Below are 15,052 nucleotides of genomic sequence, written 5' to 3'. Positions count from 1 at the left end.
AGGATGCATCGGCGGGAAAAGAGGATAACAATATGTTTCACCGCTTATGGACGCTGATCCGCAAAGAGCTGCAATCCCTGCTGCGGGAGCCGCAGACCCGCGCGATCCTGATTGTGCCGGTACTGATCCAGGTGCTGCTGTTCCCTTTTGCCGCCACCCTTGAAGTGACCAACGCCACTATCGCTATCTATAACGAAGACAACGGCAGACATGCGGTAGAGCTGACCCAGCGCTTTGCCCGCGCCAAAGCCTTTACCCACGTTCTGCTGCTGAGAAGCCCGCAAGAGATTCAGCCCACCCTCGATACGCAAAAGGCGCTGCTGCTGGTCCGTTTCCCGGCGGATTTCTCGCGCAACCTCGATACTTTCCAGACCGCGCCGATGCAGCTGATCCTCGACGGTCGTAACTCTAACAGCGCGCAGATTGCCGCCAACTATCTTCAGCAGGTGGTAAAGGAGTATCAGCAGGAGCTGATGGTGGGAAAAGCGAAGCCTAACAACAGCGAGCTGGTGGTGCGGAACTGGTATAACCCCAATCTCGACTACAAATGGTTCGTGGTGCCGTCACTGATCGCCATGATCACCACCATCGGCGTGATGATTGTCACCTCGCTGTCGGTGGCCCGCGAACGGGAACAGGGCACCCTCGATCAGCTGCTGGTGTCGCCCCTCGCCACCTGGCAGATTTTCATCGGCAAAGCGGTTCCGGCCCTGATCGTCGCCACCTTCCAGGCCAGCATCGTGCTGGGGATCGGCATCTGGGCCTACCAGATCCCCTTCGCCGGTTCGCTGCTGCTATTCTACTTCACGATGCTGATCTACGGCCTGTCGCTGGTGGGCTTTGGCCTGCTGATCTCCGCGCTCTGTGCCACGCAGCAGCAGGCGTTTATCGGCGTGTTTGTCTTTATGATGCCGGCGATCCTGCTCTCCGGCTACGTGTCGCCGGTGGAGAACATGCCGGTCTGGCTACAACATTTGACGTGGGTGAACCCGATTCGGCATTTCACCGATATCACCAAGCAGATCTATCTGAAGGACGCGAGTCTGGATATTGTCTGGGGAAGCCTGTGGCCGCTGCTGGTTATCGCGGCCACGACCGGATCAGTGGCCTACGCGATGTTCCGGCGGAACGTTGCGTAGCTTATTATCTTTTGCCAGCAGCGACACAATCGCCGGGCCAGCAAGGATCGCCAGACCTACCGGGGCCAGCAGCAGGTCGTTATGCACCACACGGGAGAGCAGCCATAGGGCAATGATAGAGGTGCCGAAGTACCAGGAGGTAGTCAGCTCCTCGAGAAAATCCCCTACTTCACGCCAGAGTCCGTCATGATGACGCTGCAGGACCAGCATCAGCAATACCGTAACGCCATAAACCACGCACAGGCTTAAGCCGACGCGCACCAGCGCCCCGCTCATCCAGCCCATTACCAGCGCCGCTACGACAATAAAATGCGACATAATCTGCCAGCAACCGAGGCCGGTTGCCACGCGAATACGCTGTTGCCACTTCATGGATTCTCTCCTGAAGAATTTTATCTGTTGTTGAGATTACCGGACTTTACGGAAAAATCCGTAAGGCCGCATCTTTTTGTGACAGATACTACACTTTATTTCCAACAGGACAGCGTCACTGGCGGGATACAAGATGACAGAACAGAATCGGCCATTCTCTTTAAAAGTACTTACGATCAACACACACAAGGGTTTCACCGCGTTTAACAAACGCTTTATTTTACCGGAGTTACGCGACGCGGTTCGTACCGTCGGCGCGGATATCGTCTGTCTGCAAGAGGTGATGGGCGCGCACGAGGTGCATCCGTTGCATGTGGAAAATTGGCCCGATACCACCCACTATGAATTTCTGGCCGATACGATGTGGAGCGATTTCGCTTACGGTCGTAACGCCGTCTATCCTGAAGGTCATCATGGCAACGCGGTGCTCTCCCGCTATCCGATAGTGCACTATGAGAACCGTGACGTCTCCGTTGACGGCAGCGAGAAACGCGGCCTGCTCTACTGCCGCATTGTACCGCCGCAGACTAACCGCCCGATCCACGTTATCTGCGTCCATCTCGGGTTACGCGAGTCGCACCGTCAGGCCCAGCTCACTATGCTGGCCGAGTGGGTTAACTCCTTCCCGGAAGGGGAGCCAGTACTGGTGGCGGGCGACTTTAACGACTGGCGGGTCAAAGCGAACTACCCGCTGAAAAAGCAGGCGGGACTGGAGGAGATCTTTACCCGCGCGAAGGGCCGCCCGGCGCGTACGTTTCCGGTCAGCCTGCCGCTGCTGCGTCTTGACCGTATCTATGTTAAGAATGCCAATGCCAGCGCCCCTACGGCGTTGCCGCTGCGTAACTGGCGTCATTTGTCTGACCATGCCCCACTAAGCGCGGAGATTCATCTATGAAATGCGGATGGCGAGAAGGAAACCGCATCCAGCTGCTGGAGAACGGTGACGAATACTACCCGGCTGTGTTCAAAGCCATTGAGCAGGCACAGCGTAAAGTGATCCTGGAAACCTTTATCTGGTTTGACGACGACGTGGGCCGCCAGCTCCATGCTGTGCTGCTGCGTACCGCCCAGCGCGGAGTGAATATCGAAGTGCTGCTGGACGGCTACGGCTCCCCCGATCTCAGCGATGAGTTCGTCGGCCAGCTTACCGCCGCCGGGGTAGTGTTCCGCTACTACGATCCGCGCCCGCCGCTGTTTGGCATGCGCACCAACGTTTTCCGCCGGATGCACCGTAAGATTGTAGTGATCGATAGCACCGTGGCGTTTGTCGGCGGCATTAACTACTCCGCCGAGCATATGAGCGACTACGGCCCGGAAGCCAAGCAGGACTACGCCGTGCGCGTAGAAGGTCCGGTGGTAGAGGATATCCTCCAGTTCGAACTCGAGAACCTGCCGGAGCACGCCCAGACCCGCCGCTGGTGGCAGCAACGTCGTCGTCATCAGGCACCGGATAATCGGCAGCCCGGCGAGGCGCAGGCGCTGTTTGTCTGGCGAGATAATGACGATCACCGGGACGACATTGAGCGTCACTATCTGAAGATGCTGGCGAACGCCAAACGTGAAGTCATTATCGCCAACGCCTACTTCTTCCCTGGCTATCGCCTGCTGCATGCGATGCGCAATGCCGCCCGCCGTGGCGTAACGGTAAAGCTGATTGTTCAGGGCGAGCCGGATATGCCCATCGTGAAGGTGGGTGCGCGTCTGCTCTATAACTATTTAGTGAAGGGCGGCGTGCAGGTGTATGAGTACCGCCGCCGCCCGCTGCACGGCAAGGTAGCGGTAATGGACGATCACTGGGCCACCGTCGGCTCCAGTAACCTCGATCCTCTCAGCCTGTCGCTTAACCTGGAAGCTAACCTGATTATCCACGATCGCAGCTTTAACCAGACCCTGCGCGACAACCTGAACGGCATCCTGCAGCATGACTGCGTGCGGGTGGATGAGACCATGGTGCCAAGACGCACATGGTGGAACCTGGCAAAAAGCGTAGTGGTGTTCCACTTCCTGCGTAAATTCCCGGCCATGGTGGGCTGGCTGCCAGCTCATACGCCTAAGCTTTCGCTCGTAAAGCCTCCGGTACAGCCGGAGATGGAGACTCAGGATCGCGTCGATACGGAAAGCAGAGAGGTTAATCCCTGATGAGCAAATCACATCCGCGCTGGCGGCTGGCGAAAAAGATCCTGACCTGGGTCTTCTTTATTGCCGTAACGGTGCTGCTGGTGGTCTATGCCCGTACGGTGGACTGGGGCGACGTCTGGAACGTTATCCGTAACTATAACCGCACACCGCTGCTGATCTCCGCTGCGCTGGTGGTGGTGAGCTACCTGCTTTATGGCTGCTATGATCTGCTGGCCCGCGCCTATTGCGGGCATAAACTGGCGGCACGCCAGGTGATGCTGGTGTCGTTTGTCTGCTACGCCTTTAACCTGACCCTCAGTACGTGGGTGGGCGGGATTGGCATGCGCTATCGCCTCTACTCCCGCCTCGGCCTGCCCAGCAGCACCATCACCCGCATCTTCTCGTTAAGCATTACCACCAACTGGCTGGGCTACATCCTGCTGGGCGGGATCATCTTTACCTTCGGCATCGTTCAGCTGCCCTCGCACTGGTATATCGACGAAGGTACGCTGCGCATCGTTGGTGTAGTGCTGCTGCTGATGATCGCCGCCTACCTCTGGTTCTGCGCCTTTGCAAAACGCCGCCATATGACGGTGAAGGGCCAGAAGCTGGTGCTGCCCTCGTTTAAGTTTGCGCTGGCACAGATGGTGATCTCCAGCGCTAACTGGATGGCGATGGGGGCGATTATCTGGCTGCTGCTGGGCCAGGAGGTGAACTACTTCTTCGTGCTGGGCGTGCTGCTGGTGAGCAGTATCGCCGGGGTGATCGTCCATATCCCGGCGGGGATCGGCGTGCTGGAGGCGGTGTTTATCGCTCTGCTGGCGGGTGAGCACGTCTCGCACGGCAAGATCATCGCCGCCCTGCTCGCCTATCGCGTGCTCTACTACTTCCTGCCGCTGATGCTGGCGCTGGTCTGTTATCTGGTGCTGGAAAGCCGGGCGAAAAAGCTGCGGGCGAAGAACGAGAGAGCAATGCAGAAATAGAGGAACATTATCCCCGGTGGCGCTGACGCTTACCGGGGCTACAGTTTTGTAGGCCGGGCAAACATCGTGCCGCCCGGCGTTTACCTTATCTGCGGTTGCCAAAAATCCGCAGCAGCATCAGGAACAGGTTGATAAAGTCCAGATAGAGCGTCAGCGCCCCGAGGATAGCGTATTTACGCAGGTTGCCGGTGTCGCTGACGTCAATCTGCTCGCCGATATTTTTCAGCTTCTGCGTGTCATAGGCCGTCAGGCCAACGAAAACAATCACCCCGATATAGGTTACTATCCACATCAGCGTCTCGCTCTTCAGCCAGAAGTTGACCAGCGAGGCCAGCACAATGCCAATCAACGCCATAAACAGCATATTGCCGAAGCCGCTCAGGTCGCGCTTAGTGGTGTAGCCGTAGAGGCTCATCGCCCCAAACATGCCGCCGGTCACCACAAAGGTGCTGGCGATGGACGAGTAGGTATAGACCACAAAGATGCTGGCAAGGGTCAAACCGGTCAGCGCCGAGTAGAGCATAAACAGCGTGGTAGCCATCGCCGCGCTGAGCTTATGCACCAGCCCGGAGAGCACGAACACCAGCGCCAGTTGGGCAATGATCAGGCCAAAGAAGGTGATTTTGCTGGAGAAGACAAACATCATCACCGCAGGGGTATTGGCCGCGAACCAGGCGATAAACGCCGTCAGGAACAGTCCGCAGGTCATCCAACCGTAGACCTGGGCCATGTAGGTTTGCAGCCCGCCGCGGGCCTGGACAATTGAATCGGATCGTGGGAATCGGTCCATGATTAACTCCTGTTAAGTGAACACGCTTCTAAGGGTAACACATCCTCAGGAAAGCGGCTTACCAGCGCTTAGCCGCCTGCTGGTCGCTCTCCCGCGCCTCGACCCAACGATCGCCCTCCTCCGTCGCCTCTCGCTTCCAGAAGGGGGCGCGGGTCTTCAGGTAGTCCATAATGTACTCTCCGGCGGCAAAAGCGCTACCGCGATGGACGCTGGTGACGCCAACGAAGACAATCTCATCCCCTGGCCACAGCTCGCCAATGCGATGGATCACCGTGACGCGGCCCAGTGGCCAGCGATCGCGGGCCTGCTGAACGATATCCACCAGCGTTTTTTCGGTCATGCCAGGATAGTGCTCCAGGGTCAGGGCGCGCACGCTGTCACCGAGATTATGATTGCGCACCTTGCCGGTGAAGGTGACCACCGCCCCCTCTTCGTCGCGTTCCGCCAGCCAGGTATACTCCTCGCCGACGCTAAAAGGCTCGAGTCCTACGCGAATGCGGGTGTCACTCATCTTAGCCTCCCGTGACCGGTGGGAAGAGTGCGACTTCGTCGCCGTTCACCACCGGATGGTCAAAGCTCACCAGCGTCTGGTTGACTGCCGCCAGCAGGCGGCCCTCCTCCAGCGCCAGCGCCCAACGGTCACCCCTGGCGGCCAGCTGTTGACGCAGCGCTTCCACGCTAGGGAACTCGCTCTCCAGCGTCAGGCTATCGCAGCCCACCAGCTCCCGCACCTGGGCAAAAAAGAGAACTCTAATCATCGTTATCCGCCCTGAAATCACCGGATTTGCCACCGCTCTTCGCCAGCAGGCGAACCGGGCCAATCACCATATCTTTCTGCACCGCTTTACACATGTCATAGATAGTCAGCGCCGCCACCGAAGCCGCCGTTAGCGCCTCCATCTCGACGCCAGTCTTGCCGGTCAGGCGGCACAGGGTAGTAATGCGCACCCGACTCTGTTCCGGCTGCGCCTCCAGATTCACTTCAACCTTGCTAAGCATCAGTGGATGGCACAGGGGGATCAGCTCCCAGGTGCGCTTCGCTGCCTGGATACCGGCAATACGCGCGGTCGCAAAGACGTCGCCCTTATGGTGACTGCCGTCGATAATCATCGCCAGCGTCTCAGGGAGCATGGTGACAAAGGCTTCCGCCTGCGCTTCACGCACGGTCTCGGCTTTTGCTGAGACATCGACCATGTGCGCCTCACCGGCAGCGTTAATGTGGGTCAGTTGAGACATAGCTTATTTCTTCAAATGGGGGTGAAAATTGCACGGACGGGTACGCGCATCGAGCTGCGGCGCAATAATATTCTCCCATGCGGTACGGCAGGCTTTGGTTGAGCCAGGCATGGCAAAAATCAGCGTGTCGTTAGCGATACCGGCCACCGCGCGGGACTGGAGCGTGGCGGTGCCAATCTCCTCGAAGGAGAGCATGCGGAACACCTCACCAAAGCCTTCAACCTCGCGATCGAAGAGCGGCAGCAGCGCCTCCGGGGTCTGGTCACCGGTGGTAAAGCCGGTGCCGCCGTTGATCACGATAACCTGCACTTCATCACTGGCGATCCACGCTGAGACCTGAGCGCGAATGGCGTAGCGGTTCTCCTTGACGATGGCTTTCGCCACCACCTGATGACCCGCTTCGTGAGCTGCATCGCGCAGGAAGTGGCCGGAGGTATCCTCCTCTTCGCCGCGACGGCTGGAAACGGTCAGCACGGCAATGCGTGCCGGGACAAACTCTGCGCTGGCCTGACTCATAAACTGCCTCCTTGTAAGGTTTATCCGCCGATATAGGAAAGATTTTGCGTGATGCCGGTATTGCCCTGATGGAGAAAGTGGGTCTGCTTCTTGTGCGTCAGCGCCTCAGCGATGCGCGCTTCCAGCTCCGCCTGCTGGGCATCTTCCGCCAGAAGATCGCGCAGGCTCACGCCGCCGTCGCCGAACAGGCAGAGATGCAGCTTGCCCACCGACGAGACGCGCAGCCGGTTGCAGCTGGCGCAGAAGTCTTTCTCATAGGGCATGATCAGGCCGATTTCACCGCTGTAGTCCGGGTGGCAGAAGACCTGCGCCGGGCCGTCGCTGCGGCCGCGCAGCTTCTGGATCCAGCCGCGACGCAGCAGCTCATCGCGCAGCACCATGCCGGAGAGGTGATGCTTGCGGAACAGATCGCTCCCCTCGCCGGTCTCCATTAGCTCGATAAAGCGCAGTTGAATGGGACGAGACTGGATCCACGCCAGGAAGGTATCAAGCTGGTGATGGTTGACGTCGCGCATCAGCACGGTGTTGACCTTGACCTTTTCAAAGCCCGCCTCGAAAGCGGCATCAATGCCCTGCATCACCTGGTGAAACTTATCCTGCCCGGTGATGGCATGGAACTGCCGGGCATCGAGGCTGTCGATGCTGACGTTGATGGCGGTCAGCCCGGCTTCACGCCAGCTGGCCACGTCCCGCGCCAGGCGATAGCCGTTGGTGGTCACCGCCAGCTGGCGGATAGCGGCGTTCTCCCGCACTGCGGCGATGATCTCGGTAAAGTCGCGGCGCAGCGAGGGCTCCCCGCCGGTCAGCCGCACCTTCTCCGTGCCGAGCGCGGAGAACGCACGGGTCACCCGCCGAATTTCATCGAGGGTCAGAAAGCTTTTGTTGGTGACCCCGCCCGGCTTGTAGCCATCGGGCAGGCAGTAGGTGCAACGAAAATTGCACACGTCGGTAATAGACAGACGCAGGTAATAGAACTTACGCGCGAATGCATCGGTAAGCTGTGAGGCCATGTACACCTTTCCAAATACGGGAGATGCAGTCATTTCTTCCTGCACCCTGGTGGCAACTGCCACGGCCAAAGCACCGTATCCTTAAGACGTAGGCGCAGAGGCTAGAGTGTGTTAACGCTATAGATAGCGATAGTAGCGCGATAAAGTGACTTTCGCCATCCTCGCCTATCGCTATATAAAATTATATATAGCGGCTTAATCATGCATTTTCATTACAGAATACGTGAAAATCAGCCTCTTGCCTTGATATGCATCATTTTCACCCGCCTGGGGCATCGTCTTTTAGTGGTATTTACGTTAACGTAGCGCAGTTTTTTAGCCATTAAGGAAAAGCTATGCGTAGTCGTACGCTTGCGGATCTTGATCGGGTTGTCGCCCTCGGCGGCGGACACGGTCTGGGTCGCGTTATGTCCTCGCTGGGATCGCTGGGTTCAAGGCTGACGGGGATCGTCACCACCACCGACAACGGCGGGTCAACCGGGCGTATTCGTCGCGCCGAGGGCGGCATCGCCTGGGGCGATATGCGTAACTGTTTAAACCAGTTAATCACTGAGCAGAGCGTCGCTTCGGCGATGTTTGAGTATCGTTTTACAGGTAATGGCGAGCTTTCGGGCCATAACCTCGGAAATCTGATGTTAAAGGCGCTGGACCACCTTAGCGTAAGGCCTCTGGAAGCGATCAATTTAATTCGCAACCTGTTGAAGGTCGATGCGTTTTTGATCCCGATGTCGGAGCAGCCGGTAGATCTGATGGCTATCGACAGCGAGGGACACACGGTCTACGGCGAGGTCAACGTCGATGGGCTGACTACCCCCATTCAGGAGCTGATGCTCTTCCCCTCCGTGCCCGCTACCCGGGAAGCGACAGACGCCATTGCCGAATCGGATCTTATTCTGATTGGCCCCGGCAGCTTTTACACCAGCCTAATGCCGTTGGTGCTGCTTGGCGATCTTGCCCAGGCGCTGCGCCGCACCCCAGCCCCGGTGGTCTATATCGACAACTTAGGCAAGGAGCTGAGCGCCGAGGCGGCACGAATGAATCTGGCCGCTAAGCTGGCTCTGTTAGAGCAGCGCGTAGGCAAGCGGATCGTGGACGCCGTCGTGGTGGGGCCAGAGGCGGAGACGGCGGATCTCAGCGACCGCATCGTGGTCCAGGAGGCGCTGGAGGCCAGCGACGTTCCCCATCATCACGATCGTCACCTGCTGCGTGCCGCGCTGGAGCAGGCGGTACAGCGGCTGGGCTAAGTTTTTTACATCCTCGGACTTTTCTGAAGATCTTAAGGTTCCCTTAACCCTCTTCTGTGAGCATACGCAACATACTCTTTTCTGGAAGTAATGTATGCGTATGTTCCCGTTCTACAGGCCTGCCCTAGGGCGCATGACCTTTACCATCCTGTTTTCGTTCTATATTGCCGTCGTGCTGAATCTCGTCTTTTATCGTCAGGCCTGGACGTTGCTGGCGGTACATTCGCCGTGGTCGCTGGCAGTATTTTTATCGATGCCGATCGTTACCTTCTGCGTGATCAATATCCTGACCACCCTGGCGTCGTTTATCTGGCTGGATCGGCTGCTGATCTGCCTGTTTATCCTGCTCTGCGCGGCGACCCAGTACTTTATCTGGACCTACGGCGTGATTATCGACCGTACCATGATCGCCAATATTCTTGATACCACCCCAGCCGAAAGCTTTGCTTTACTCACGCCCCAGCTGCTGCTGACGATTGGGATCTCCGGGGTGCTGATGGCCATGCTGGCCTGCTGGCTGCGGATTAAAAAACACCCTTCCGGCTGGCGTAGCCTGCTGTTGCGGGGGGCGAATATTCTCGTGTCGGTCGCCGTGCTGCTGGTGGTAGCGCTCTTTTTCTATAAAGATTACGCCTCGCTGTTTCGCAATAATCGTGAACTGGTGAAATCTCTGGGACCCTCTAACAGCATTACCGCCGTCTACTCTTACTATAAGCACCATCGTATGGATAACCTGCCGCTGGTGAAGTTAGGCGAAGACGCCGCGCTGGTGCCGCAGATGCATCAGGGCGCGAAAAAGAATTTAACTATTCTGGTGGTGGGTGAAACCTCACGAGCAGAGGATTTCTCTCTCTCCGGCTACGGGCGCGACACCAATCCACGGCTTAAGCAGGATAACGTAGTCTACTTCCCACAGACCAGCTCCTGCGGCACGGTGACGGCGGTCTCCGTTCCCTGCATGTTCTCTGGGATGGCGCGCAAGAACTACGACGAGCAGCTGGCCCACCATCGGGAAGGCCTGCTGGATATTATCCAGCGCGCGGGTATTCAGGTACTGTGGAACGAGAACGACGGCGGCTGCAAAGGGGCCTGCGACCGGGTTCCTCATCAGGACGTGACGGCGCTGAACCTGGTGGATGACTGCACGGCGGGTGAGTGCCGGGACGATATTCTCTTCCATGATTTGGCGCAGTATATCGATAAGCTACAAGGCGACGGACTGATCGTCCTGCATACCATCGGCAGCCACGGCCCGACCTATTACGAACGCTATCCGCCGCAGTTCAGGAAATTTACCCCGACCTGCGATACCAACGAAATCCAGACCTGTTCGCAAGAACAGCTTAAAAACACTTACGATAATACGGTACTGTACGTCGACTATGTCGTCGATAAAGCGATAAAACTGCTGCAGGCGCAGCAGGATAAATTTACCACCAGCCTGGTCTACCTCTCCGATCACGGGGAGTCTTTAGGTGAAAATGGCGTCTATCTGCATGGCCTGCCCTACGCCATCGCGCCGGAGTCGCAGAAACATGTGCCGATGCTGATCTGGCTATCGCAGGATTTTCAGCAGCGTTATCGGGTGAGTGAAGCATGTCTGCAAAAACGCGCCGCCAGCGAGGCTTTTTCGCAGGACAATCTGTTTTCAACCATGCTGGGTATTACGGGCGTACAGACCCAGGTTTATCATCCAGCCGATGATATTTTGGCCGCGTGCAGGGAGTCATAGTGAATGAAAATATTAATCGTAGAAGATGATACCCTACTGTTGCAGGGACTCATTCTCGCAATGCAGTCAGAGGGGTACGCCTGCGACGGCGTGAGCACCAGCCGGGAGGCGATGCTCTGTCTGACGTCAGGACACTACAGCCTGATTGTGCTCGATCTGGGGCTGCCGGATGAAGATGGCCTGCATCTGTTGCAGCGGCTGCGGCGGGAGAAGGTCTCCCTGCCGGTGCTGATCCTGACCGCCCGCGATACCGTGGAGGATCGTATCTGCGGGCTGGACGCGGGCGCGGACGACTATCTGATTAAGCCCTTTGCGCTGGAGGAGCTGAACGCCCGCATCCGGGCATTGCTGCGCCGCCATACCAACCAGGGCGATAGCGAAATTATCGTTGACGACCTACGCCTGAACGTTAATACCCGGCAGGTGTGGCTGGCTGGGCACACTATGGATCTGACGCCAAAAGAGTACGCTCTGCTGTCACGCCTGATGCTTAAGGCGGGTAGCCCGGTGCACCGGGAAATTCTCTATAATGACATCTATAACTGGGATAATGAGCCAGCCACCAATACCCTGGAGGTACATATCCACAATTTGCGGGAAAAGATTGGCAAAGATCGTATCCGCACGGTGCGTGGTTTTGGCTATCAGCTGATTAAAATGGAACAGACAACCTGACCCTATGCCAGAGAAGATAAAAAAGGTGCTCTCCCCCAGCCGATGGACGCTCCGCGGACGCCTGTTGTTGACCATTGGGTCAATCCTTGTGGTGTTTCAGCTCATCAGCGTCTTCTGGCTGTGGCATGAGAGCAAGGAGCAGATCCAGCTGCTGGTTGAGAGCGCAATCTATAAGCACAACAACCATGAGCACATTGAGCATGAGGTGCGCGAAGCGGTTGCCAGCCTGCTGGTACCGAGCCTGTTTATTATTGGCATCGCCCTGCTGCTCTGCATGCAGGCGGTGAAGCTCATCATCCGCCCCCTGCACGATCTGCATCGCGAGCTGGAGCTACGCACGCCCGACAATTTGCAGCCCATTGTGCTCGATAATCCGTCTGCAGAGGTAGAAGCGGTCAGTTCGGCCATTAACCAGCTGGTGGCGCGACTGAACCTGACGCTCGATCGCGAGCGGCTCTTTACTGCCGATGTCGCTCACGAGCTGCGTACCCCGCTGGCGGGGCTGCGTCTACACCTGGAGCTGCTGGCAAAAAGCTACCCTTCCGTTGACGTTAGCCGCCTAATCTTACGTATTGACCAGATGACGGAGAGCGTCTCCCAGCTTCTGCAGCTGGCACGCATGGCCCAGTCGTTCTCGGCGGGCAGCTATCAGCAGGTGATGCTGATCCGCGACGTGATGCTGCCGCTACAGGATGAGCTGCACACGATGTTGAGCACTCGCCAGCAGACCCTGGCGCTGCCTGAGCATCGGGAAGACGTGGCGGTACGCGGCGACGCCGTACAGCTCCGCGTGCTGCTAAGAAATCTGGTGGAGAACGCTCACCGCTACAGCCCGGAGAAAAGCGTTATTACCCTCAAGCTTGAGCAGACGCCTGCCCCGGTGTTGGCAGTGGAAGATGAAGGCCCCGGCGTGGACGAGGCGAAAAGCAAAGAGCTGAGCAAAGCCTTTGTGCGGATGGACAGCCGCTACGGGGGCATTGGGCTGGGGCTGAGCATCGTCAGCCGTATCGCCCAGCTGCACGACGGACAGTTTTATCTGCATAACCGCACGCCGAAGCCCGGTGTGCGGGCCTGGGTGCGGTTTCCGCCTGTTGTTTAGGCAGATTGTTTAAGCAAATTGTTTAGGCAGATCAGGACGCTGCAATAAAGAGATCGCGAAGCTGATGGAGGCGATCGCGCAGCTGCGCCGCCTCTTCGAACTCTAGGTTCTGAGCGTGCTGTAGCATTTGCGCCTCCAGTTCGTGGATCTTCTGTTGCAGCGCCTTCGGCGTCAGCGCCATCTCGGACTCGTCCACCACCACCGGTGAGCGGGATTTTCCGCGACCTTTTGCTTTGGTCTTGGCGATGTTCTCGCCCAGCGCCAGAATATCGACCACTTTCTTATTCAGACCCTGCGGCGTAATGCCGTGCTCTTCGTTGTACTGCTGCTGCTTCGCCCGGCGACGCTCGGTTTCACCGATCGCTTTCGCCATCGACGGGGTGATTTTATCCCCATACAGAATAGCCTTACCGTTGACGTTACGCGCCGCACGACCAATGGTCTGGATCAACGAGCGCTCCGAGCGCAGGAAGCCCTCTTTATCTGCGTCGAGGATCGCCACCAGCGAAACCTCAGGCATATCCAGCCCCTCACGCAGGAGGTTGATCCCCACCAGCACGTTGAACTCGCCCAGACGCAGGTCGCGGATAATCTCCATACGTTCGACGGTGTCGATATCCGAGTGCAGGTAGCGCACCTTCTCGCCGTGCTCTTCCAGATACTCGGTCAGGTCCTCGGCCATGCGCTTGGTCAGCGTAGTAACCAGCACGCGCTCGTTAATGGCGACGCGCTTGCGGATCTCCGACAGCAGATCGTCCACCTGCGTGCCCACCGGGCGAACTTCGATAATGGGATCAAGCAGGCCTGTGGGACGCACCACCTGATCGACAATCTCTTCCCCGGACTTCTCCAGCTCGTAGTTGCCCGGCGTCGCCGAGACGTAGATGGTCTGCGGGGCCAGGCCCTCGAACTCTTCAAACTTCATCGGACGGTTGTCCAGCGCCGACGGCAGGCGGAAGCCGTACTCTACCAGCGTCTCTTTACGCGCCCGGTCGCCACGGTACATGCCGCCGATCTGCGGAATAGTGACGTGGGATTCGTCGATCACCAGCAGGCCGTCGGCTGGCAGGTAGTCAAACAGCGTCGGCGGCGCTTCACCCGGACCGCGTCCGGAGAGGTAGCGGGAGTAGTTCTCAATCCCTGAGCAGTAGCCCAGCTCGTTCATCATCTCGAGGTCAAACTGGGTGCGCTGGGTAATACGCTGCTCTTCCAGCAGCTTGTTATTCGCCAGCAACGTCTTGCGCCGGTCCGCCAGCTCTACCTTAATGTCTTCCATCGCCTGCACGATGCGCTCGCGCGGGGTGACGTAGTGGGTTTTGGGGTAGACGGTGTAGCGCTGAATGGTGGATTCAACGTGGCCGGTCAGCGGATCGAACAGCGACAGGCGCTCAACCTCCTCGTCAAACAGCTCAACGCGCAGTGCCACGTCGTCCGACTCCGCCGGGAAGATATCGATCACTTCGCCGCGCACGCGGAAGGTGCCACGCTGGAAAGCCTGATCGTTACGCGTGTACTGTAACTCCGACAGGCGGCGCAGGATATCACGCTGGTTAATGATCATGCCGATAGTCAGGTGCAGCATCATCTTCAGGTAGAGATCGGGGTCGCCGAGGCCGTAGATGGCCGATACCGAGGCCACCACCACGACGTCACGGCGCTCCAGCAGCGCTTTGGTTGCCGAGAGACGCATCTGCTCGATGTGCTCGTTCACCGAGGCATCCTTTTCGATGAAAGTATCGGAGCTGGGCACATATGCTTCTGGCTGGTAGTAGTCGTAGTAAGAGACGAAGTACTCCACGGCGTTGTCCGGGAAAAACTCCTTCATTTCGCCATAGAGCTGTGCCGCCAGGGTTTTATTCGGCGCAAGCACCATCGTCGGTCGCTGGAGATCGGCGATCACGTTGGCAACGGTAAACGTCTTCCCTGAACCGGTTACCCCGAGCAGGGTCTGGTGCGCCAGCCCGTCCTCCAGCCCCTCTTTCAGGCGGCGAATGGCTTCTGGCTGATCGCCAGAGGGACGAAAAGCGGAATTCAGTTTGAATGGTTTACTCATGAATGGCTACCTGATGAAGGAATGAGCGTGCAGGTGAGTAATTTTACTCGCGACAGCGGATTTTGCCAATAATTTATACTGGATA

The 15,052-nt window shown here is 57.8% G+C and carries 16 protein-coding genes and 1 riboswitch; of the genes, 8 read left to right on the top strand and 8 right to left on the bottom strand.

Going from position 1 to position 15,052, the window contains the following annotated elements; all coding sequences use genetic code 11:
* Positions 1 to 32 precede the first annotated feature (32 nt).
* The gene (locus tag RTM13_RS03610) at positions 33 to 1,139 is read left to right on the top strand and encodes an ABC transporter permease (protein ID WP_312210212.1); all 1,107 of its coding nucleotides are present in this window, start codon (positions 33 to 35) and stop codon (positions 1,137 to 1,139) included.
* On the opposite strand, the gene RTM13_RS03605 is transcribed toward RTM13_RS03610, so the two are convergent.
* Positions 1,101 to 1,511 carry a YbhQ family protein gene (locus RTM13_RS03605; protein ID WP_312210210.1) on the bottom strand — a complete coding sequence of 137 codons (411 nt, stop codon included), beginning with the start codon at positions 1,509 to 1,511 and terminating at the stop codon, positions 1,101 to 1,103. The two genes, RTM13_RS03610 and RTM13_RS03605, sit on opposite strands and share 39 nt — an antisense overlap.
* Positions 1,512 to 1,644: 133 nt before the next feature.
* Between RTM13_RS03605 and RTM13_RS03600 the strand changes: the two genes are divergently transcribed.
* The 3 genes from RTM13_RS03600 to RTM13_RS03590 are packed head-to-tail and all read left to right on the top strand — an operon-like array spanning position 1,645 to position 4,612.
* Positions 1,645 to 2,406 carry an endonuclease/exonuclease/phosphatase family protein gene (locus tag RTM13_RS03600; protein ID WP_312210208.1) on the top strand — a complete coding sequence of 254 codons (762 nt, stop codon included), beginning with the start codon at positions 1,645 to 1,647 and terminating at the stop codon, positions 2,404 to 2,406.
* Complete coding sequence (clsB, locus tag RTM13_RS03595) at positions 2,403 to 3,650, top strand: cardiolipin synthase ClsB (protein ID WP_312210206.1); 1,248 nt, start codon at positions 2,403 to 2,405, stop codon at positions 3,648 to 3,650. The genes RTM13_RS03600 and clsB overlap by 4 nt, the downstream gene beginning before the upstream one ends.
* Positions 3,650 to 4,612: a YbhN family protein gene (locus RTM13_RS03590; protein ID WP_312210204.1), complete on the top strand. Its 963-nt coding sequence runs from the start codon at positions 3,650 to 3,652 to the stop codon at positions 4,610 to 4,612. The genes clsB and RTM13_RS03590 overlap by 1 nt, the downstream gene beginning before the upstream one ends.
* 85 nt (positions 4,613 to 4,697) lie before the next feature.
* On the opposite strand, the gene RTM13_RS03585 is transcribed toward RTM13_RS03590, so the two are convergent.
* From RTM13_RS03585 to moaA, 6 genes are all read right to left on the bottom strand, one after another.
* A complete protein-coding gene (locus tag RTM13_RS03585) occupies positions 4,698 to 5,402 on the bottom strand; it encodes a Bax inhibitor-1/YccA family protein (protein WP_312210202.1) in 705 nt (234 codons plus the stop codon).
* Between the two features lie 58 nt (positions 5,403 to 5,460).
* A complete protein-coding gene (gene moaE, locus RTM13_RS03580; RefSeq protein WP_312210200.1) occupies positions 5,461 to 5,913 on the bottom strand; it encodes a molybdopterin synthase catalytic subunit MoaE in 453 nt (150 codons plus the stop codon).
* A gap of 1 nt (position 5,914) precedes the next feature.
* A complete protein-coding gene (moaD, locus tag RTM13_RS03575) occupies positions 5,915 to 6,160 on the bottom strand; it encodes a molybdopterin synthase sulfur carrier subunit (protein ID WP_312210198.1) in 246 nt (81 codons plus the stop codon).
* Positions 6,153 to 6,638 (bottom strand): cyclic pyranopterin monophosphate synthase MoaC, encoded by a 486-nt coding sequence (gene moaC / locus RTM13_RS03570; protein WP_042392252.1) that lies wholly within the window; start codon positions 6,636 to 6,638, stop codon positions 6,153 to 6,155. Before moaC ends, moaD begins: the two co-directional genes overlap by 8 nt.
* Before the next feature lie 3 nt (positions 6,639 to 6,641).
* Positions 6,642 to 7,154 carry a molybdenum cofactor biosynthesis protein B gene (moaB, locus tag RTM13_RS03565; protein ID WP_312210197.1) on the bottom strand — a complete coding sequence of 171 codons (513 nt, stop codon included), beginning with the start codon at positions 7,152 to 7,154 and terminating at the stop codon, positions 6,642 to 6,644.
* A 20-nt stretch (positions 7,155 to 7,174) separates the two neighbouring features.
* Positions 7,175 to 8,164 (bottom strand): GTP 3',8-cyclase MoaA, encoded by a 990-nt coding sequence (gene moaA, locus RTM13_RS03560; RefSeq protein WP_312210195.1) that lies wholly within the window; start codon positions 8,162 to 8,164, stop codon positions 7,175 to 7,177.
* Positions 8,152 to 8,285: riboswitch (molybdenum cofactor riboswitch) on the bottom strand. It overlaps the preceding gene by 13 nt.
* Before the next feature lie 214 nt (positions 8,286 to 8,499).
* Here moaA and yvcK point away from each other — a divergent pair.
* The 4 genes from yvcK (at position 8,500) to pmrB (ending at position 12,914) form a co-directional block, all read left to right on the top strand.
* Complete coding sequence (yvcK, locus tag RTM13_RS03555) at positions 8,500 to 9,408, top strand: uridine diphosphate-N-acetylglucosamine-binding protein YvcK (RefSeq protein ID WP_312210193.1); 909 nt, start codon at positions 8,500 to 8,502, stop codon at positions 9,406 to 9,408.
* Between the two features lie 94 nt (positions 9,409 to 9,502).
* The gene (eptA, locus tag RTM13_RS03550; protein ID WP_312210191.1) at positions 9,503 to 11,140 is read left to right on the top strand and encodes a phosphoethanolamine transferase EptA; all 1,638 of its coding nucleotides are present in this window, start codon (positions 9,503 to 9,505) and stop codon (positions 11,138 to 11,140) included.
* 3 nt (positions 11,141 to 11,143) lie between these two features.
* A complete protein-coding gene (pmrA, locus tag RTM13_RS03545; protein ID WP_312210190.1) occupies positions 11,144 to 11,815 on the top strand; it encodes a two-component system response regulator PmrA in 672 nt (223 codons plus the stop codon).
* Between the two features lie 4 nt (positions 11,816 to 11,819).
* Positions 11,820 to 12,914, top strand: a complete 1,095-nt coding sequence (gene pmrB, locus RTM13_RS03540) for a two-component system sensor histidine kinase PmrB (protein WP_312210188.1) — start codon at positions 11,820 to 11,822, stop codon at positions 12,912 to 12,914.
* Positions 12,915 to 12,945: 31 nt separating this feature from the next.
* Here pmrB and uvrB read toward each other — a convergent pair whose 3' ends face one another.
* On the bottom strand, positions 12,946 to 14,967 hold the full coding sequence (gene uvrB / locus RTM13_RS03535; protein ID WP_312210186.1) for an excinuclease ABC subunit UvrB: 2,022 nt from the start codon (positions 14,965 to 14,967) through the stop codon (positions 12,946 to 12,948).
* Between the last annotated feature and the right edge of the window lie 85 nt (positions 14,968 to 15,052).

Origin of the sequence: Pseudescherichia sp. (assembly GCF_031979925.1) — a bacterium.
GTDB lineage: Bacteria > Pseudomonadota > Gammaproteobacteria > Enterobacterales > Enterobacteriaceae > Pseudescherichia.
Note: the sequence above shows the minus strand (reverse complement) of the source record. Positions and strands in the feature narration are given on the sequence as shown.

Coding starts and splice junctions, on each gene's coding strand:
- RTM13_RS03610 (WP_312210212.1), top strand. CDS start 33: ATGTTTCACCGCTTATGGACGCTGATCCGCAAAGAGCTGCAATCCCTG.
- RTM13_RS03605 (WP_312210210.1), bottom strand. CDS start 1,511: ATGAAGTGGCAACAGCGTATTCGCGTGGCAACCGGCCTCGGTTGCTGG.
- RTM13_RS03600 (WP_312210208.1), top strand. CDS start 1,645: ATGACAGAACAGAATCGGCCATTCTCTTTAAAAGTACTTACGATCAAC.
- clsB (WP_312210206.1), top strand. CDS start 2,403: ATGAAATGCGGATGGCGAGAAGGAAACCGCATCCAGCTGCTGGAGAAC.
- RTM13_RS03590 (WP_312210204.1), top strand. CDS start 3,650: ATGAGCAAATCACATCCGCGCTGGCGGCTGGCGAAAAAGATCCTGACC.
- RTM13_RS03585 (WP_312210202.1), bottom strand. CDS start 5,402: ATGGACCGATTCCCACGATCCGATTCAATTGTCCAGGCCCGCGGCGGG.
- moaE (WP_312210200.1), bottom strand. CDS start 5,913: ATGAGTGACACCCGCATTCGCGTAGGACTCGAGCCTTTTAGCGTCGGC.
- moaD (WP_312210198.1), bottom strand. CDS start 6,160: ATGATTAGAGTTCTCTTTTTTGCCCAGGTGCGGGAGCTGGTGGGCTGC.
- moaC (WP_042392252.1), bottom strand. CDS start 6,638: ATGTCTCAACTGACCCACATTAACGCTGCCGGTGAGGCGCACATGGTC.
- moaB (WP_312210197.1), bottom strand. CDS start 7,154: ATGAGTCAGGCCAGCGCAGAGTTTGTCCCGGCACGCATTGCCGTGCTG.
- moaA (WP_312210195.1), bottom strand. CDS start 8,164: ATGGCCTCACAGCTTACCGATGCATTCGCGCGTAAGTTCTATTACCTG.
- yvcK (WP_312210193.1), top strand. CDS start 8,500: ATGCGTAGTCGTACGCTTGCGGATCTTGATCGGGTTGTCGCCCTCGGC.
- eptA (WP_312210191.1), top strand. CDS start 9,503: ATGCGTATGTTCCCGTTCTACAGGCCTGCCCTAGGGCGCATGACCTTT.
- pmrA (WP_312210190.1), top strand. CDS start 11,144: ATGAAAATATTAATCGTAGAAGATGATACCCTACTGTTGCAGGGACTC.
- pmrB (WP_312210188.1), top strand. CDS start 11,820: ATGCCAGAGAAGATAAAAAAGGTGCTCTCCCCCAGCCGATGGACGCTC.
- uvrB (WP_312210186.1), bottom strand. CDS start 14,967: ATGAGTAAACCATTCAAACTGAATTCCGCTTTTCGTCCCTCTGGCGAT.